20 protein-coding genes are annotated in these 18,882 nt (G+C 61.6%); 3 read left to right on the top strand and 17 right to left on the bottom strand.

Annotated features, from left to right (window positions below; all coding sequences use genetic code 11):
* Positions 1–285 precede the first annotated feature (285 nt).
* From SM763_RS22635 to SM763_RS22585, 11 genes are all read right to left on the bottom strand, one after another.
* The gene (locus tag SM763_RS22635) at positions 286–1,449 is read right to left on the bottom strand and encodes a phospholipase D-like domain-containing protein (protein ID WP_300535852.1); all 1,164 of its coding nucleotides are present in this window, start codon (positions 1,447–1,449) and stop codon (positions 286–288) included.
* A gap of 95 nt (positions 1,450–1,544) precedes the next feature.
* Positions 1,545–1,946, bottom strand: a complete 402-nt coding sequence (locus SM763_RS22630; protein WP_151976469.1) for a hypothetical protein — start codon at positions 1,944–1,946, stop codon at positions 1,545–1,547.
* The gene (locus SM763_RS22625; protein WP_185926681.1) at positions 1,943–2,704 is read right to left on the bottom strand and encodes an NAD(P)/FAD-dependent oxidoreductase; all 762 of its coding nucleotides are present in this window, start codon (positions 2,702–2,704) and stop codon (positions 1,943–1,945) included. The genes SM763_RS22630 and SM763_RS22625 overlap by 4 nt, the downstream gene beginning before the upstream one ends.
* 60 nt (positions 2,705–2,764) lie before the next feature.
* Entirely contained in the window at positions 2,765–3,460 is a 696-nt protein-coding gene (locus SM763_RS22620; RefSeq protein ID WP_368999833.1) for a CBS domain-containing protein, read from the bottom strand.
* A gap of 39 nt (positions 3,461–3,499) precedes the next feature.
* Positions 3,500–4,099 (bottom strand): ubiquinol-cytochrome c reductase iron-sulfur subunit, encoded by a 600-nt coding sequence (gene petA / locus SM763_RS22615; protein WP_368999832.1) that lies wholly within the window; start codon positions 4,097–4,099, stop codon positions 3,500–3,502.
* On the bottom strand, positions 4,096–4,941 hold the full coding sequence (fabI, locus tag SM763_RS22610) for an enoyl-ACP reductase FabI (RefSeq protein WP_368999831.1): 846 nt from the start codon (positions 4,939–4,941) through the stop codon (positions 4,096–4,098). Before fabI ends, petA begins: the two co-directional genes overlap by 4 nt.
* On the bottom strand, positions 4,934–5,113 hold the full coding sequence (locus SM763_RS22605; RefSeq protein WP_008282892.1) for a hypothetical protein: 180 nt from the start codon (positions 5,111–5,113) through the stop codon (positions 4,934–4,936). The genes fabI and SM763_RS22605 overlap by 8 nt, the downstream gene beginning before the upstream one ends.
* Positions 5,097–6,890 (bottom strand): DUF3141 domain-containing protein, encoded by a 1,794-nt coding sequence (locus tag SM763_RS22600; protein WP_368999830.1) that lies wholly within the window; start codon positions 6,888–6,890, stop codon positions 5,097–5,099. The genes SM763_RS22605 and SM763_RS22600 overlap by 17 nt, the downstream gene beginning before the upstream one ends.
* Complete coding sequence (locus tag SM763_RS22595; RefSeq protein WP_180287451.1) at positions 6,880–7,212, bottom strand: hypothetical protein; 333 nt, start codon at positions 7,210–7,212, stop codon at positions 6,880–6,882. The genes SM763_RS22600 and SM763_RS22595 overlap by 11 nt, the downstream gene beginning before the upstream one ends.
* Before the next feature lie 91 nt (positions 7,213–7,303).
* Positions 7,304–7,849 carry an RNA polymerase sigma factor gene (locus tag SM763_RS22590; protein WP_368999829.1) on the bottom strand — a complete coding sequence of 182 codons (546 nt, stop codon included), beginning with the start codon at positions 7,847–7,849 and terminating at the stop codon, positions 7,304–7,306.
* A gap of 306 nt (positions 7,850–8,155) precedes the next feature.
* Complete coding sequence (locus SM763_RS22585; RefSeq protein WP_368999828.1) at positions 8,156–9,040, bottom strand: DMT family transporter; 885 nt, start codon at positions 9,038–9,040, stop codon at positions 8,156–8,158.
* A 222-nt stretch (positions 9,041–9,262) separates the two neighbouring features.
* Between SM763_RS22585 and SM763_RS22580 the strand changes: the two genes are divergently transcribed.
* The 3 genes from SM763_RS22580 (at position 9,263) to SM763_RS22570 (ending at position 12,587) form a co-directional block, all read left to right on the top strand.
* A complete protein-coding gene (locus SM763_RS22580) occupies positions 9,263–9,964 on the top strand; it encodes an RNA polymerase sigma factor (protein WP_368999827.1) in 702 nt (233 codons plus the stop codon).
* Positions 9,965–10,206: 242 nt separating this feature from the next.
* Positions 10,207–11,508 (top strand): class I SAM-dependent methyltransferase, encoded by a 1,302-nt coding sequence (locus SM763_RS22575; protein ID WP_368999826.1) that lies wholly within the window; start codon positions 10,207–10,209, stop codon positions 11,506–11,508.
* A 44-nt stretch (positions 11,509–11,552) separates the two neighbouring features.
* Entirely contained in the window at positions 11,553–12,587 is a 1,035-nt protein-coding gene (locus SM763_RS22570) for a type II glyceraldehyde-3-phosphate dehydrogenase (RefSeq protein ID WP_368999825.1), read from the top strand.
* Between the two features lie 46 nt (positions 12,588–12,633).
* On the opposite strand, the gene SM763_RS22565 is transcribed toward SM763_RS22570, so the two are convergent.
* From SM763_RS22565 to SM763_RS22540, 6 genes are all read right to left on the bottom strand, one after another.
* Entirely contained in the window at positions 12,634–13,404 is a 771-nt protein-coding gene (locus SM763_RS22565) for an SDR family NAD(P)-dependent oxidoreductase (RefSeq protein WP_368999824.1), read from the bottom strand.
* A gap of 17 nt (positions 13,405–13,421) precedes the next feature.
* On the bottom strand, positions 13,422–14,333 hold the full coding sequence (gene arcC / locus SM763_RS22560; protein WP_368999823.1) for a carbamate kinase: 912 nt from the start codon (positions 14,331–14,333) through the stop codon (positions 13,422–13,424).
* Between the two features lie 4 nt (positions 14,334–14,337).
* Positions 14,338–15,339: an ornithine carbamoyltransferase gene (gene argF / locus SM763_RS22555; RefSeq protein ID WP_368999822.1), complete on the bottom strand. Its 1,002-nt coding sequence runs from the start codon at positions 15,337–15,339 to the stop codon at positions 14,338–14,340.
* 23 nt (positions 15,340–15,362) lie between these two features.
* Positions 15,363–16,592, bottom strand: coding sequence for an arginine deiminase (locus SM763_RS22550; RefSeq protein WP_368999821.1), 1,230 nt, complete (start codon positions 16,590–16,592; stop codon positions 15,363–15,365).
* A 23-nt stretch (positions 16,593–16,615) separates the two neighbouring features.
* Positions 16,616–18,064, bottom strand: a complete 1,449-nt coding sequence (locus SM763_RS22545; protein WP_368999820.1) for a YfcC family protein — start codon at positions 18,062–18,064, stop codon at positions 16,616–16,618.
* Positions 18,065–18,079: 15 nt separating this feature from the next.
* Positions 18,080–18,882 (bottom strand): HAD-IC family P-type ATPase (locus SM763_RS22540; protein WP_368999819.1); only part of this gene is annotated, 803 nt, incomplete at its 5' end.

Below are 18,882 nucleotides of genomic sequence, written 5' to 3'. Positions count from 1 at the left end.
TCGACATTTGCCTTCGGCTGCGCATCGGTCTTGCCACCGCAACATCCGCCCTGTTTTTGCTGTGCTGTGTCTTGCGTCTGAGAAGTTGATCGGTCGTCCATCTGGACCTCCTTTTGTTTGGCTTCGTTCTATAGACGCGCCCCGACCGGAAGCATTACAGGGATTGGCAACCTGTCGGTCTTCGTTAGTACAGGAGCAAGTGTATCGCTCTGCCATAGGAAGGCGTCGATATTGCAGACAGAGTTGCTGCATCCAGGCAGGCTGTTGGCTGACCGGTGCTATCGGTCAAAGCAGCCGCCGCGCGGCCCATCCGATCACCTCGAAACCACGCGCGCGCCAGCCGCGCGAACGCCAGGTCCGAAGCGTGATTTCACGGGCATCTGAAATATCTCGCAGATACTGCGCCTGCAACTGCCCGGCCAAAACGCGGTCATGCGCAAAGAGGACCAGCTCCTGATTGATGAACAGGCTTCGGTAATCGAGGTTTGCCGATCCGACGATCGACCAGCCATTATCGACGACGGAAGTCTTGGCATGCAGTTGACGTGGCAAGTACTCGTAGACCCTCACGCCCGCCGAGAGAAGCTGCGCATATGCCGCCCGCGTCGCCCAGCCGGCGACCAGGGGATCGCTTCTGCGTGGCACCAGCAGACGGACGTCCACGCCGCGACGCGCGACATCCTGAAGCGCCCGGTCGACCACGGTGCCCGGGCTGAAATAGGGCGACGTCAAATAGACACAGGATTGTGCCATCCCGATCAGTCCCGCATGCAGACAGGCGAGCCTTTTCTGGCACTTGCGCGAATAGCTAGGCACCAGCAGTCCTTCGATGCCGTCGGCCTCTTCGGGAATTGCGTTTGCCGGAAGCGGGCGGGCCTCCCGCCAGAGTCGAATGAAATGACTTGCGGCAAGCGTCGCCAACGGCCCCTGGACACGCACATGGGTATCGCGCTGGCGGCTTGCACCATGAAGCCGACGCGAGTTTAACCGGCGAATGTTGAAACCGCCCAGGAAGGCATCCCGGCCATCCACGACGAGAAGCTTGCGGTGATTGCGTTGGAAATATCGCAGCGGGTGTCGGAGATCGAAGGGGCGGAACCAGCGAAACCGCACACCGCTTCGTTCCAATTCCCGCCGAAACTTGTCGAAATCCCGCTGGCCAGCACCGAAAGCGTCGAGATGCAACCGAACGTCAACCCCGCTTCGCGCCTTGGCTGCAAGGGCGGAGACAAAACGCGCGCCGACTTCGTCGGTGGCAAAGATGTAGGATTCCATCCAGATTGCTTCGGTCGCGCCCTCGATCTCCGTGATCATCGCATCGAACAGGGCATCCCCCTCGACAAAGAGCTGGAAAGCGCCCGACCCTTCGCCCAGATTTGGCACACACATCGCTGCCCGCGCCTGTGGCATCGTCAGGGAGTTTTCGCGAGGTGCGCGCGGGGTGCTCATGATCGCGGCCTACCGCCCCACTGGTTCGGTCGCAACATCGACGTCACGATGTCGGAGCCATGCTTGCAGCGCGAAAAGGCAAGACTGCACATCCGTCAGGTGTTCGCTGTTTCATGGGCGCCGTGCTGGCACCCGACACAATCGCAGTTCTCATGGCTGCAACTGCGGTCCTCCAAAGGGTTGCGGTAGTGAAAACGGGCGAGCGGCAGCAGCAGTCGCTTGGGCAATGAAAGCCGATATGCCTCGCCCAAGGCAATGCCAGTGTCGGTCGATCCCAGCTTTCCGATCAGGTAGTCGATCCCGCGGGCGCCCGTCCGGTTGAACAGGTACCGATTGACGACACCACCGCGCAGGCCGGGTTGCAGCGCCTCACGCCAGGCTTTCCTGTAGTCGACGCCGCTGATCAGGCTTTGGGCCGCCAGGGGCTCGGATCGCATCGCATAGCGTAGCCCGAATCCCGCCAGCGCGTCCTGGAAACCCGCGTGTTCGCCGATCACCGGGTTTCCATCCTGCATCGCGTGCGCGGCAATCGGACTTTCCCGAAACCGCCGAAGCCTCGCGGCGTTTTCATCTCCAGGCCCGCGTGACGCTTGAAGTATTCCACGGTTGCCGCGAGATATTTCGCTTGATCGCGAAAACCTGAAAACATGCAGCTGGCCACCGTGCCGCGCCCCCGGTGCACGAGCAGATAGGCGTAGCCCTTCGGGGCAAGCTCGGTCCCGAAGGCCAGCCACGCACCATCGGCCATAGAGGTGTCAAGGACGTAGCCCACGGCGATGATATCGGCCCGCCGTGGTCCGCCTGCCAGGACCATGTTGGTCGTGGTCTTTTTCACGCGATCGTTGAATCGCACCTCGGCCCCGGCCGCGCGGGCCTGATCCAGCAAGACCCGGTAAAGCGTTCCCGGTGCGTTGCCCCGGCGCAAAAGATAGTACAGGGGCTTCGATCCATGCACTCTGTGGGCCTTTGCATGGCTGTCGAAGACGAAGCCTTCGGTTGCACCGCGATGATCGAAATCGGCGACAACACCGGCATCAGCCAGTTCGTCCAGAACGTTCTGTGCGTCGCTCCAGTTTTCAAGGCCTTGAAAGTCGTCGTGGAACCGATGGCCGACATCTTCGTGCCACTCTCGCACCACGACCCGGCGATTGGCCTTGGCTAAAACGATTGCACAGACCAGACCTGCGGGACCAGCCCCGACGATTTCAATCGTATTGTCTTCAGGGTCGGCGGAACCTGGCGTTAGCGCCATCATACGAACCCTCCTCGATACGATCGACGTCCTGACAGGCCGGGTTTATCTCCGCAACGTGAGTCAGATCCCGTAAGCCCAGGCCGGCAGGCGGCCCATATGGACCTCAACCGTCCTGACACCGGGCACGTTTTCGACGGCAACCCGGATCGCATTCTCCTCGAAATCGCTGTCGGCGACACCCCAGACGGCGACATTCCCCTTGTGCACGGTGTAGTTGATGAGGTTGACCGCTGCACCAGGCACTTCTTTCAGAGCCTCTTCAATCTTTGCACGCAGCACGCGGTCGTCCTCCAACGGCTCCGGCAGCGCCCCATCCTGAAGCGCCGACAAGGCGTGGAGCAGGTTCGCCCGGCTTACGATGCCGACTACTTTGTCGGAACTCACCACCGGCACGCGCTTGATCCGGTGCTTTTCCAGAAGACGCGCGATCTCTGCGACATTGGTGTCTTCTTCTACCGAAACCACATCCCTTGTCATCACGTCTTCGACCCGGTGGCTTTTGAGCTTCACGAAATCCCTGGCAGCATCGCCCGATCCGCCCAACACCTCGAGCCACCATGACCGGCGTGGTCCGTCTGTTTCGCGGACGCGCCGCATGAGGTCGCCTTCGCTGACAAGACCCTTCAGATCGCCCTCTGCGTCAACGACGGGCAGCGCGCTGATATTGTGGTCGAGCATCAAGCGTACCGCGTCCTCGATTTGTCCCTCTAGCGGGACCGAGATCACCGATATCGTCATAATATCCCTGGCTTGCATGTCATAGTCTCCTTCTTGAGTTTTGGCTGGTTCAGCACTTCAGGTGCCGATAACGAGTTGCAGGTCGTCGCCCAGATTATAGGGCGGGATGTCAAGGTTGCGTGGTGCCGGCCCTTTCCGGATCCGGCCCGAGGTATCGTAATGCGATCCGTGGCACGGGCAGAACCAACCGCCGAACTCGCCCACCGCCGACCCATCCTGCCCTAGTGGAATGCACCCGAGATGGGTGCAGACACCGATAACGACCAGCCACTCGCCATCCTCGCCCGCCGCGCGGTTTTCATCCAGTGCTTGCTCTTCGCCACTTGCGTTCGGATTCTCGCCCGCTTCGTCAACAGGATCGGGAAGCTGGTTAAGATCGACGGCCCGTGCAGCCTCGATTGCGGCTGGTGACCTGCGCCAGACGAAGACCGGGCGCCCCTGCCACTTCACAGTAATACGTTGGCCCGGTTCGACGCCGGAAAGATCGACCCTGACCGTGCCGGACGCGGTCACGTCGGCCGAGGGGTTCATCGAATTGATCAAAGGCCAGACCGCCGCGCCTGCGGCAACCGCGCCGGTTGAGGCCGTTGCATAATACAGGAAATCGCGCCGCTCAGTTGCGGGCGATTGTCCGGGGTTGTCACTGGTTTTGATCATCGTGAATTCTCCGATTTGACGTTCATTTTGGCTGCGGCGACAGGGCTTTCGACGTGAACACCCGCATCGACATGCAGCACCTCGCCCGTGATGCCGCCGGGATAGTCGCTGGCGAACAGCAGGGCGGCGCGGCCCACCTCGTCGGCCGTGACGTTGCGCCGCAATGGGGCAACTCGCGCGGTCGCGTCCAGAAGACCCGCAAAGCCGGTCAACCCGGACGCCGCGCGGGTCATCACGGGTCCCGCCGAAATGGCGTTGACGCGGATGTTCGACGGCCCGAGTTCGTGAGCCAGATAGCGCACGGTGGCCTCAAGCGCCGCCTTGACCGGCCCCATCACGTTGTAATTCTCCACCACACGTTCGCCACCCAGATAGCTCAGAGTGATCAGGCTGCCGCCGCTTTTCATCAGGGGCTCGGCAAGATGCGCCATGCGGATCAGCGAATGGACGGACACATGCATCGCTTGGGAAAACCCTGCAGCCGAACAGTCAGTCAGGCGGCCATGAAGGTCGCCGGGCGGCACGCTGCCCACGGCATGAAGGATGAAATCCAATTTTCCCCAGCGGTCCGTGATGGCGTCGAAGACAGCGTCGAGTTCGTGCGGCGCATTCACGTCACAGGGCAGCAGGATCGGCGCTTCGAGACGTGCAGCTAATGGCACCACATGAGGTTTGGTGCGCTCATCGACATAGGTGATGGCGAGCTCGGCACCCGCTTGACGGAAATGCAGGGCAGCAGGCCACGCCAGACTGCGATCATTGGCGATGCCGACAACCAGACCCTTCCGGCCGGACAGATCAAGCAGTTCCGCAGGATCGCAGCATGCGTCGAATTCAGGCATCCTCCGACACTGCCTCGGTATCGGCGGAAGCTTCGGACTTCTTGTCGTGCGCACCATGACGCTTGGCCGACTTGCCATGTTTGTGTCCGCCATGTCCGTGCCCGAAAAGGTGCATTGCGGCCATTCCGCCGAAGACGAGAACCAAAACCCAGTTTTCAAAAAGCCATTCCATAATTGTTCATTCCTTTTTTTGATGAGGCCGACGGTTTTTCCGCCTGTGTGGTTGCTGCGGCGAACGGGAAATTGCCGAACATCGCGCCAAAGACATGGGTGATCCAGGCATCGCGTCCCTTGCGCCATGCGCCCAGAACCTCGCCGGTGCGCGCCGACAGCGCACGCTCGGCCACGATCGCGGGGTGGTCGTCCGGCAATGGTGAACGCGTCTCGCGCAGCGTTTCGGCGGTGGACTTGATCAGGGCCATCCACGGGTTCACCTGTTCGGAGAACATCGTTCTGGTCCAGCGCATAGGGTGCAGCGCACGGAGCGCCTCAGCGCTGGCCGGGGTCGTCGCGGCGCGGATCCAAGGACTGACGAAAGTCGAATAGACCGCCTCGTTGATCCGCGATATCTGCGCCACTTGTTTCAAGGCCGCATCGTCCGATGCAATGCCCAGATCATCGACCTCGCGCGGTTCGAATCGCACCTCAAAATCGCCGGTCTCGCAGTCCGGGTCACCCGACGGGTTGTCGATCACCATCTCGTAGAGACCCGGGGAAAGGGCCTCGACATCGTCCAGGCTTTCCAGAATCGCACGATGCTGGAGCCGCGCGACGGAGCCGGAGACGAAGATGCCCAGATGCCCGACACGCGGATGCGTCATATAGACGATGCGCTGCCCGGCTGCCTTGAGCGCATCGGTATCGGGATAAAGCTTGCCAATCCACCCCATTGCCTGTTCGGGCGGCGTGATGTTGTCACCGTCCGAGGCGAAGATGATCAGCGGATTGCTGATGCGCTTAAGATCGACGGTGCAATGCGCATCCAGCTGCATCTCGCCCTGTTCCAGCCGGTTGCCGATGAACAGGTTCTGCGTGATGCCGAGGATTTCCTCGCGGCTGAGCGTGTAGTAGCCATTCCACCAGCGTTCGAACTCAAGGAACCGCTCGCGTTCGGTGTCGGCATGGGCAAAGAGGTTCGCGTATTTGTCCCAGATCGCCTTTTCGGGTTGCAAGGTCTCAAAATTCTGTGCCAGCCAGGCACCGTCGAACCGCCCGTCCCCCAGATCGGAGATCATATGGGCGGCCCATGCCCCGCCCGACAGTGCGCCCATCATCCGCATCGGGCTGCTTGCCGCCTCGCCCGACCAGTAGCTGAGCGGCGAGCCGTTCAGTACAATCGGACCGGTCAGACCGTCGCAATCCGCCGCCAGCAGCGTGGCCGCCCAACCGGCCTGGCAATTGCCGTAGAGCACGGGGCCTGTGTCCGGGTGACGGCGAGCGACCTCGGAGACGAAGTCGCGCAAGGCATAATGCACATCCGACAGCGTCTGACCTGGCATGGGCTCGGGGTAGAAGATCACGAAATAGACCGGATGGCCCTCGTGCATCGCCATGCCGACCTCGCTGTCGCGCTTGAAGCCGCCGATACCGGGCCCGTGCCCGGCGCGCGGATCAATGACGATCACGGGCGGCTTGGCCTCGTCCACGCAATCGTCCCAGCAATCGTCGCCGACCCGCGTGATCCTGAGCAGCGCGTAGTTGGCCGACCGCTCAAAGGTGCGTGCGTCCAGCAGCAGTTCGTAATCGAAATCCAGAAGCGGCGGCATGCCCTGCCGCTCATGCGCGATCATATTGTCGGCGCGTTCACGCAGCGTGTCGAGAAGCAGCACCCAGCGTTCAAAGGCGTCTTGGACGTAAGGCACGTTACTAGCGGTCGTTGCGTTACCGGAAACGGGTGCAAGAAACCGTTCCGGGGTCACTGTCGCAAGGCGCAGGCTCTTATTCATCATCAGCTTCCTCTTGATTGGTAGTGTCTATGGAGGGTCGTCCAGCGAGCATCACACGCACGAAATCCTTCGCCACATCCTCGCGCAGACCGGAAAGGAGATAGGTCGCATCGCGAGACGCAATACCCAGCGCGCGTGCCGCAAGCGTCGGGGGTTGTTTCATCACTTCCACACGGTTGAACAACGCGCGTGCCATCGGGGCATCTGCGTACGCGGAAGTCTCGGCACATGCGCAGGTCATCCGGGATAAAAAGACGCGAAGATCGTCATCGGATGATGGTTGACGGGGTACTCCCGAGTTCCAATCCGACGTGATACGTGGCATGTTCAATTTCTCCTGCGGTTGTGCCTTCGGGCACACTCACAGAAGAAGACGCTGGATCATGGAAATCGTTACAGACCCGACTTCGCTGCGATCAGGATAGTTGTCCCTCTTCTTCGCAATCAGTCTCGTGTTTGTCGTTCTCGCAGCCCTCGGGCGGACAGTAACAATCGTCCCGGTCCTCTTGGCAGCACTTGCCGCAATGCGTTGTAAGCGCCTCGCGCAAAGCAGTGCGTGCCCGGTGTAGCCGGACACCAAGTGCGTTGCGGTTAAGCCGCAGATCGGCTGCCACGCTTTCGCGATCTTCTTCGCCGAAATCGATGCGCCGGATCAGTTCGGCATCCGCCGGGCACAGTTCGGAAATCAACCCGCCATGGCAGGTGCACAGCCGCGCCATCTGTGAGGGCGCATCGGCAATCCATTCCTCTGGTTCGCGCGCCGCCGCCGCCGCCAGCCGGCTACGCCGGGTCCCTTTGCGGTAGTGATCGTTCAAAGTGGACCGCAGGATTGTGTAGAGCCACGCATCCATACGTTCCGCGTCGCGGAGCTGATCCTTGCGCGTCAGCACCCGGATGCAGAACTCTTGCAAGACATCCTCTGCATCCGCGCGGTTGCCAAGCCGTTTGACCAAAAAACCCATGAACGCTCCGCGTCCGTCAAGAAGGGCGCGCTCCATGCTTGCATTTGGTGTTTCCGCTCTTGGCATGTCCGTCAACGCATTCATTTCCCTTGCCTTTCTATTGACGGCAAGATCCATGCCGCAGCTTTTCTGGTAGGTGATTTCGCACATCCAGCCCCCGCCTGCGTTGATCCAGATCAACCGTGCCATCGCCTGCAATGCCAAGCCGACTAATGGCGGCACCCTCGTAATCCGGGTCCTGCGGCATTCGGACAGCTCCAGTGGCCAACGCGCCTCCGCTCATGCGAAAACGGTCCGACCCCGGGGTCATGGGTCCTGCGGCGTGTCCTTCAGGTTGACGAACAGTATGCCCAGGATCACCAGTGCGATGCCGGAAAGCTGCATTCCTGACAGCCGTTCCCCAAAGAACATCGCACCAATTGTCAGGCCGAAAATCGGAACGAGGAAGCTGAACACAATTGCCCGGTTCAGCTCAACTGCCTCAAGCACGGAAAACCAGAGCCAATACACCAGCGCTGAGCCGAACAGCGCCAGCCCCACCAGCGACGCGGTGAAAACCGCATTCCACTGAACGGCGCTTTGATCCTCCATCGCAAAGGCCGCGATGGCGAGCGGCACACTGCCGATGAGCAACTGCAAACCCATTGCGAATAGCCCGTCGACCTTGCCTGCGATGGACTTGATCGCCACGTTGCTGATGGTCACCCCAACCGCGGCCAAAACGATATAGGCAAAGCCGATGGCCGACCCCTCTTGCCCTCCATCAAGCAATTGCGGCAGGGCAATCACGAGAATTCCCATGAATCCGATCGAAAGGCCGACCCAACCGACCTTCGGCAGTCTTTCGCCAAGCCATGAAACACCCAGTATCGCGGCCAGCAGCGGCTGCGCGTTTGCGATGACGGTAGCTAATCCCGGTGACACGAATTCCGCTGCATGAAACATGCCCAGAAATCCCAAAAATGTCGCACCAATCCCGACGATCCCCAAGGTCAACCAAGTCCGCGAGCCGCGCGGAAATGGTCTGCGCAAAATCATGGCCAAACCCACCAAAGCTGCTCCGGCCAGAACTGCGCGCAGTGTCGCAAAGGTCAGATGCGGCGCGTATTGCAGCCCGGCCGTGATCAGCGGAAAGCACGCGGCCCACAGGAACATGGCCAAAACGATTTTGGTTATGACAGTCGGCGACATCGAGATTTCCTTTCCAAGTCAGAAGTGGCAGGAATTACAGAAATTTTCCGATGTGCCAACTCAGGGGCGAAGTAAGAAGACGCTGCGGCAGCCGAAACCTTACGCATTCCTGGGCATACGCCCGTTGGCCCGGGTTCCAAAAGACCGCGCCTGTGCATACCCAACAGCAAAACCACCAACAATCAGGTCACCCGAAGCACCCGAAAAAGTGTAACGTTCTCGATGCTTCGGCGTCTTACTCTTCAGAGGTGTATCATGAATCACGACCCGAATGATCGGTTGTCCACGGCAGATCAGCCCGACACAGCCGCCAAAGATGCGGACATCGCTGTCCGTCGCGCGCTGGTGGAAGGTCGTCAACATATCCTGAATTTCCTGCGTCGGCGCCTGGGTGATGCAGAAGCCGCTGAGGATGTCCTGCAAACGTTCATGCTGCGGGCCATAGACCGCTCCGAGCAACTACGCGATGTACGCGCCGTTCGCGGCTGGCTCAGTCAAATCCTGGCGTCGTCAATCGCGGACTACGGTCGCAAGGTTGCGCGGCAGCGTCAGAGGGAAATGGTGATGGCCCCGACCGATCTGGACAGTTTCCAAGACGGGTTCGACGATGAACTCGATGAGGCGATTTGTAATTGTCTATACAAGCTATTGCCGACGCTCAGACCGGACTATGCCGAAGTCATCTGGCGCGTCGATCTTCAGGAGCAGCCTCGCGAGGCTGTCGCCAAGGACCTCGGCATCACCTTGAACAACCTTACGGTCCGTCTTCACCGGGGTCGGCAGGCGTTGAAGACAAGGTTGGAACAGATGTGCCTGACCTGCCCGGTTCATGGCTTTCTTGATTGCGATTGCGACGCAGCAGAAAAGGCCCGCGCGCGTTTTCAAGCGATGAAGGACGACGCCGGAGCGAAAACAACGGACTGAGCCCCGATGCGCTGACCCTCTCTCACCGGCGTGTCTGCAATTCACGGATCGCGTTCTATGGTCCGCAAGCGAGGACACGCCGATCCGTTTTTCAAGGGTTCCGCCTACGTACGCGTGTGCACTGCGGGCACCGTGTCGGCAGGCCGCTGCGCTGTAATGAACCTAGTCGTCTTTCGTCTGTTTTATCAGAAAGCGGCGGTTGACGCCGCCTGACGACGAAAAACAAGACGGAGCAAGCGAGCATGTCCAATAGCGAAACCTCTCCCGACGAAGGCTTCGAACGAGAAGCCGGACAAATTGAAACCGGACGTTTCGCGCCGGGGTGGGCGACCATGTGGCTGCTCGCTAAATTGCTGCGCCGGCTCGTTCAGAACGGACGCCTCACCATTTGCGATCCCTTTGGCGAGACATGGCATTTCGGCCCCGGCGGCGAACCCGCCGTTTCTGTCCGTTTGACCGACAGAGGGCTACCAGCACAACTGCTTGCGAACCCCAGCCTCGCGCTTGGCGAGGCCTATATGGACGGGACGCTGCGCATCGAGGCGGGGAGCCTGCGCGATCTGCTCTCGGTTTGCACGTCGGACATGGATGCCATCGACGCATCGCCCGGCGTGCGGTTGGTCCGCTGGTTGGACGCGTTCATGGCACGCAAGCTACATCACAATCCGATCAGCCGATCCCATGCGAACGTTGCACATCACTATGACATCTCGACCGAGCTCTACGATCTTTTTCTCGATGCGAACCGGCAATACTCTTGCGCCTACTTCCCGACTGGCAACGAAACACTGGACGAGGCCCAAGCGCTCAAGAAAAAGCACATCGCGGCAAAGCTGCTGTTACGGCCAGGGATGGAGGTTCTCGATATCGGCTCGGGTTGGGGAGGACTGGCGATGGAATTTGCACAGCAACACGGCGCCCGCGTCACCGGCCTCAGCCTGTCGACCGAACAGATCGCCGCCGCCCGCGACAGCGCAGCGCAATCAGGTTTGTCTGGTCAGGTCGCTTTCGAAAAACGTGACTACCGCGAAGAGTTGGGCCAGTACGACCGGGTTGTGTCAGTTGGCATGTTCGAACACGTGGGCCGCAGCGGATTCGATGCGTTTTTCACCACCCTGCAGCGGGTGCTGAAGCCCGATGGGGTCGCTCTTGTTCATGCGATCGGCACGATGGCGCCCAAAGGCGGCAGCGATCCGTGGATCCGGAAATACATCTTCCCCGGCGGCTATCTGCCCACGCTGTCCGAAACCATCGCGGCAGCAGAGCGGTCGGGGATGTGGGTCACGGATGTCGAGGTCCTGCGGTTGCATTACGCCGAGACCCTGCGACAATGGTCCGAACGGTTCGCCGCCGAGCGCGAGACTGCGCGCATGCTTTACGACGAGCGGTTCTGCCGTATGTGGGAATTCTATCTGACTGTCTGCGAAATGGCGTTCCGGAACGGGAGGTTGATGGTCTTCCAGATCCAGCTTGCCAAGCGCCGTGATGCGGTTCCGCTGACCCGCGACTATATCGCCAAGGTCGAGGCAGGCGAATCCGCCTAGGATATTTCGACCGGCACAGGATTCAACAGAGCGAGATGACTGACATGAAACCTATCAGAGTTGCCGTAAACGGATACGGCGTGATCGGCAAACGTGTGGCAGACGCAGTGGTCGCACAAGAGGACATGGACCTCGTTGGCGTGGCGGATGTCACCGCCGACTGGCGCGCCCGCATGGCGCGCGCGAAGGGTTTCGCGCTTTATGCCGCCGACCCGGATCGCGCCCTGGCCATGCGAGAGGCCGACCTTGACGTGGCCGGAGGGCTCGACGACCTGCTTGCTACAGCCGACATCGTGGTGGACTGCACGCCAAAAAAAATAGCCGCGCGCAATGTGGAAACCTACCGCGAAAGAGGCATCCGGTTCATCGTTCATGGTGGCGAAAAACACGAGGTGACCGGCCATTCCTTTGTTGCCGAAGCGAACTATGCAAGCGCGCTTGGCCGCGACAGCACCCGCGTGGTGTCCTGCAACACGACGTCGATCGTCCGCACCCTCACAGCGCTGAAGGTTGCAGGGCTCCTTGGCTCAGCGCGCGGAACGCTCCTGCGGCGCGCCACCGACCCCTGGGAAAGCCATCTGGGCGGTATCATGAACACGCTTGTCCCCGAACCCGAGATTCCCAGCCATCAGGGCCCGGATGCACAAAGCGTCGATCCCGATCTCGACGTGATCACGATGGCGGTCAAGGTGCCGCAGACCCTTGCCCATCTGCACTATTGGTCGGTCAGGATGCCGCGCAAGGCGTCCAAGGACGAGGTACTGGAAGCGTTCCGAGCCTCGTCGCGCATCGCGTTGATCCGGATGGCGGACGGGCTGGGCGCACCTAACGCGGTCAAGGAGATGATGGCCGATCTCGGACGCCCCAACGACAGCCTCTACGAGGTGGCTCTGTGGGAGGACATGCTCAAGGTCGAGGGCGACGAATTGTTCTATGCCTACATGGTCGACAACCAGGCCATCGTGATCCCCGAAACCATCGACGCGATCCGCGCCCTGACGGAAGCCGAGCGCGACGGATCGGCGTCGATTGCGCGTACGAACGCGGCGCTTGGGGTCGGGACATTTGCGGCGACCTGACAGCCCCCTAGCAACAGGTTCCAAACCCATGCGGGCAGAGAACCGATCAGCCTGCCGCCATGCCCCCGTCGACGGGATACTGCGCCCCAGTGATGAAGGCGGACTCGTCGGAGGCGAGGAACAGGACCAGATTGGCGATATCGTAGCTTTCACCATAACGACCCAGCGGAATCGTGCCGGCAAGCTGTTGCTGCACTTCGTCGCCGTGGCCGGGATTGAACCCTTCCTCCAGCGACCGCATCATCCGCGTGTTGACCGGCGAGGGATGCACCGAGTTGACACGCACGTTGTGGCCTGCGGCCTCTATTGCGGCGGCGCGCGTCAAACCGACAACGGCATGCTTCGACGTGATATAGGGCGCGACGTTCGGGCTGCCCTTGAGGCCTGCGATCGACGACATGTTGATCACGCTACCCGATTGCTGTGCAGTCATCACGGGCAAGACATGCTGCAACCCAAGGAACGCGCCGCGCACATTGACCGCCATCACGCGGTCGAAATCCTGGATCTTCTGATCGACCAGCGGCGCGACCTTGCCTTCGATGCCGGCATTGTTGAAGAACACGTCGATGCGCCCGAACGTCTCGACAGTCTGCGCGACGTATCTATTGGAATCCTCGACCGAGGAGACGTCGGCTGCGATGGTCAGCAGGTCGTCCGGATTACCCAGATCCCGCGCAGCATCCGACAGGTCGTCTTCGTCGAGGTCCACAAGCGCGACCCTGGCCCCTTCGCTCAGGAAGAGCCGCGCGGTTTCCAGCCCGATACCCGCCGCGCCCCCGGTGATCAGGGCGACTTTATCTTTCAGACGTTTCATGAATGTCCTCCTTTGTTTCAGGTGTTTGCGATCATTGTTCCTGCGCGGCCTTCCAGCATGGCCAGCGCATCTTCCAGCCGACCCACGCAGGCGAAACGGTCCCGATCGGATACGAAAGTCGCGGCAGCGGCCACCTTCGGCGCCATCGAGCCGTCGGGCAAGTCCAGGCGGACCGCGTCCTCCGGTGACAAATGCCTTATAGCCGATTGCGCGTCGGTGCCGAAATCGCGGAACACGGCCTCAACGTCAGTCAGCAGCAACAGCGCGTCGGCGTTCAGCTTGTGTGCCAGAAGCGCCGTCGCGTGATCCTTGTCGATCACCGCCTCGACCCCGATCAGCGAACCGTCGGCACGCCGGACGACCGGAATGCCGCCACCACCCGCACAGATCAGCGTCACGTCCTGCGCGAGCAGGAGCTGAAGCACCCGCAAGTCCGGAATGTCCATCGGCATCGGCGAGGGCACAACACGCCGCCAATGCGCACCGTCGGCCGCAATGCTCCAGCCGCGCGCTTCGGCCAGCCGCTCAGCTTCGGCCTTGTCATAAACCGGGCCGATGAACTTGGTTGGCCTGTCGAATGCCGGATCCTTGGGGTCGACCTCGATCTGGGTCAGCAGCGTGGCCACCGCGCGGTCGTGACCGAGTGCGTTTTCGAGCGCCTGTTCGATCATGTAGCCGATCATTCCATCGGTCTCGGCACCAAGCACGTCGAGGGGAAACGCCTCGTCAGGCTTGTAGGCCGCGCCCTGCAGCGCAAGCAGGCCGATCTGCGGGCCGTTGCCGTGGGTGATGACCAGCCTGTGTCCGGCGCGGATGATCTGCGCCAGCGCAGCTGCCGCACCGGCGACGTTGGTCCGCTGCGCCTCGGCGGTGAGCGGCTCGCCCCGGCGCAACAGGGCATTGCCCCCCAGGGCTGCGACAACCAGCATGGCGCTAAGACCCCAGCGTGGCGACGAGCACAGCCTTGATGGTGTGCAGCCGGTTCTCGGCCTGATCGAATACGATTGAGGCCGGGCTTTCGAACACCTCTTCCGTCACCTCCATCGCGGAGATGCCGAAAAGCTCGGCGATCTCGGCGCCGGTTTCGGTCTCGGCATTGTGGAAGGCGGGCAGGCAATGCATGAACCTGGTGCGCGGATTGCCGGTCTTGGCCATCACGTCGGCATTCACCTGATAGGGCGTCAGCAGCTCAATCCGTTCCGCCCATTTTTCTTTCGGCTCGCCCATCGACACCCAGACATCGGTATAGACGAAATCGACGTCTTTCACCGCGGCTTCCATATCATCGGTCAGCGTGATCCGTGCGCCGGTCTGCGCGGCGATGGCATCTGCCTCGTCGCGGATCGCCTGGCCCGGCCACAGGCTCTCGGGCGCGCTGAGCCGCACATCCATACCCATTTTGGCCCCGCCGATCAGCAGGCTGTCACCCATGTTGTTGCCCGCGTCGCCTAGGAAGCAATAGGCGATCTCGCGCAGCGGCTTGTCGGAATGTTCCTGCATGGTCAGAAAATCGGCGAGGATCTGGGTCGGGTGAAACTCGTCTGTCAACCCGTTGTAGACCGGCACCCCGGCGTATTGCGCCAGCGTTTCGACGATTGGGTGACCAAATCCACGATATTCGATCGCGTCATAGACCCGGCCCAGCACGCGGGCGGTATCCTTGACCGTTTCCTTCTTGCCCAGATGCGAACCGGAGGGGCCGAGGTAAGTGACATGCGCGCCCTGATCGTGGGCCGCGACCTCGAACCCCACGCGGGTGCGGGTGCTGTCCTTTTCGAAGATCAGGGCGATCTCCTTGCCGGTCAGACGCGGGACTTCGGTGCCCGCATATTTGGCCGCCTTCAGGTCGGCGGAGAGTTTCAGCAAGAAGCTGATTTCCTGCGGCGCGAAGTCGCGCAGGGCCAGGAAATGGCGGTTTCTCAGATTGTAGGACATGGGATTTCCTTATCGTCGGTGGTTCAGATTGCGTCGCGGATCGTCGGGCAACTCATGCAGTGGCTGCCGCCCCTGCCCCGGCCGAGTTCGGCACCGGGGATGGCCAGCACCTCGATCCCGGCCTCCTTCAGTGCGGCGTTGGTATCGTCGTTGCGGTCATAGCCGATGACGACGCCGGGGCGCAGCGCCAGCACGTTGTTGCCGTCATTCCACTGTTCGCGTGATTGCTCGGCCGCATCAGAACCGCCGGTGGGCACCAGATGCAGTTTCTTGTGGCCCAGAATTTCAGCGGTGATCTCGAATATGTGGCGCGCATCCCGGCGGATATCGAGCGCAGCCTTGCCGGCACCCGGGCGCAGGTCATAGCAGGTGATCGCATCCGCCACCTCCTTGAAAGTGGTCACCACATCGCCCCCGCAATGGGTGAAAACGGTGTCCAGATGCATCGCCGCGCGCGAACTGGGCATCTGGCAGGCGATGACGCGCGTCACGTCGCCACCCTCGAACAACGCCTCGGCCAGTTGGCCCACCGCCTGTGGCGTCGATCGTTCGCCCATGCCGACCATGACGACACCGTGGCCGATGGGCATCATGTCACCGCCTTCCAGCGTGGCGGTGCCGAACTCGCGCGTCGGATCGCCGAACAGGACCCTTACCCGACCCGCGAATGTCGGATGGAACCGGTAGACTGCTGCTATCAGCAGCGTTTCGGGTCGCCGCGCCGCGAAATGCATCGGGTTCAGGCTGACGCCGCCATAGACCCAGGCCGAATTGTCGCGTGTAAAGATGAAATTCGGTAGCGGCGGCAGCACGAAACCGTGCGGGCCGAGATAACTGCCGAACATGCCGGAGGGCGTGAACGGCAGATTGTCCACCGTGATGCCGCCGACCAGAAACCGCGCAAGATCGGTTCCGGGCAGGGCTTCCATCCAGGCACGCAGATCGCCCCGCATCCCGACGCCCACGTCATTGCGGGTGATACGGTGATCAAGCACCCATTTGCGCGCCTCGGAAATGTCCAGCGTCTCGCCCAGCAGCACCATCGCATCCAACACCTCGACCCCTTCGCCGCGCATGATATCGGCAAAGACGGCGTGATCCTTGATCGCCTGTTTGACCCAGAACACATCGTCGAACAGCAGGTCTTCACGGTTGTCCGGCGTCAGACGGCGATGCGCCAGGCCGGGTGGCGACACGATCACCTGCCGCAATGTGCCGGCTTCGGAATGAACGCCCAATTTCGGTTCAGACATCTGGAATGCCTCCTTCTTTCTAATCAGAGAATGGCGGCCAGACTGATCCCGGCCGAGATGAAGACGACGAGGATCAGCAGCAGGGGCCAGACGAAGACGACCCAGCGGTCGAACGACACGCGCCCGATGGCCAGACCGCCGATCACAACCGCAGAGGTGGGCGTGATCAGATTCACGAGTCCGCTCGCCGATTGATAGGCCGTCACCACGAGATCACGGCCGACCCCCGCGAAATCCCCCAACGGGGCAAGGATCGGCATCGACAGGACGGCCAGGCCGGACGACGACGGCACGAGAAAGCTCATCCCGATCTCGATCCAGAGCATCAGGTTGATGAACGCGACTTCCGGCAGGCCGCCGAGGGTATCGGCGGCACTATTCAGGATCGTGTCGGCAATCAGGCCCTGCTCCATGATCACCACGATGCCGCGCGCCAGACCGATCACCAGCGCAACTCCCAGAAGATCCTTCGCTCCGTCGACAAAGGACGACGTCAGCTTCTTCTCCCCCATGCGGGCGACCAGCCCGACGACGATGGCCATGCCGAAGAAGAGCGCGCCCATCCGAGCCATCCACCATCCCTGGCTGGAGACACCCCAAATCATCACCGCAAAGGTCGCAAAAAACAGGATCAGGACCAGCTTCTGAGTTCCGCTCAGCTTCGGCTCCTCGAACGTTGCATCCGTCTCGTTCAGAAAAAACTGCCGGTCGCTGTCGCGTTGCGCGGCGACGACGGACCGGGCCGGGTCGGCCTTGACCTTCGAGGCATAGCGCATGACGTAGGCCACGCAGATCGCGAGGCCGCCCAGCAGAAGGACCAGCCGCAGCGCGATACCATCCGTGAACGGGATGCCTGCCGCGTTAGACGCGATCACCGTGGCGAAGGGGTTGATCGTCGATCCCAGCGTGCCGATCCCGGCACCGATCAGGATGATCGCCACGCCGGTCACGGAATCGTACCCCGCTGCGATCACCACCGGGATCAGAAGCGCGTAAAAGGCCAGCGTTTCCTCGGCCATGCCATAGGTCGTACCGCCCAGGGCAAAGAGCGACATCAGGATTGGGATCATCCAGATCTCGCGCCCCTTCAGCCGCACCATCGCCGTCTGGATGCCGGTGTCGATGGCATTCGTGGCATTCACCACGCCCAGAAAGCCGCCTAGCAGCAGGACGAACAAAGCAACGTCGATCGCATTGGCGGCATAGCTGTCGGGATCGTAGAACCCGGCGACGGGCGCCAGCATCACATCGACAAAGCCCTGTGGATTGGGCTCGACCGTTTGATACGTACCCGGCACCGCGATCTCGCGGCCGACCTCTTCGTTCATGGCGCGGTCATATTGGCCCGCAGGGATAATCCAGGTCAGCGCCGCGACAACAATGATAAGCCCGAACAGGATGGAATAGGCGGTGGGAAACCGTGCCGCCATGCCCTTCCCGTCCGGTGTCTTGGTCGATGATGTGTCAGACATCTCAAGTCCCCCCCTTCAATGTGATTTCTGCGAGTGTCCGGCGTGAAGCGGCACCTGGCCTGCCTGCGCATCGCCCTGACCGCCGCCGCTGGCGGACCCACTATTGCCCGCACCAATACCTTCCAGCCGCGTTCGTTTCAGCAGCAGCGCGTTGACCGCCACCAGCGCGGAGCTGCCCGACATGGCAAGTGCTGCCACGGCGGGGCTGATGATCAACGGATAAAACACCCCTGCCGCCATCGGAAAGGCGACCACGTTGTAGGCCACGGCCCAGAACAGGTTCTGGTGCATCTTGCGCAAGGTGGCGCGCGACAGCTCGATGGCCCCCACGACATCGTAGGGATCGCTTTTCATCAGCACGACATCGGCGCTTTCCATCGCTACATCCGTACCCGCACCGATGGCAAATCCGACATCGGCCTGGGTCAGCGCGGGTGCGTCGTTGACGCCGTCGCCGACCATGCCGACCTTCTTGCCCTGCGCCTGAAGCTCTTTCACCTTCTCGGCCTTCTGGCCCGGCAGCACGTCGGCCAGCACCATGTCGATGCCCAGCTCGCCCGCGATGCGGCGCGCCGTGCCTTCGTTGTCGCCGGTCAGCATCGCCACCTCGACGCCGCGTTCGCGCAGCTTAGCCACCGCGGCCATCGCACTTGGACGCGGCGCATCAGCGATGGCGATCAGGCCCAGCATCCGTCCGCCCTGCGCCACATGCACAACCGTGCGGCCCTCGCCCTTCAGGCGCTCGGCCTCCGCCGTCAGGGTGCCGACGTCGATACCCTCCTCGTCCATCAGGCGCCGATTGCCTACCAGCACGGTCT

This window comes from Pseudophaeobacter sp. C1-32P7 (assembly GCF_041008775.1).
Lineage (GTDB): Bacteria > Pseudomonadota > Alphaproteobacteria > Rhodobacterales > Rhodobacteraceae > Phycobacter > Phycobacter gallaeciensis_A.
The sequence above is the reverse complement of the archived record's forward strand: the minus strand, read 5'-3'. Positions and strand labels throughout refer to the sequence as shown.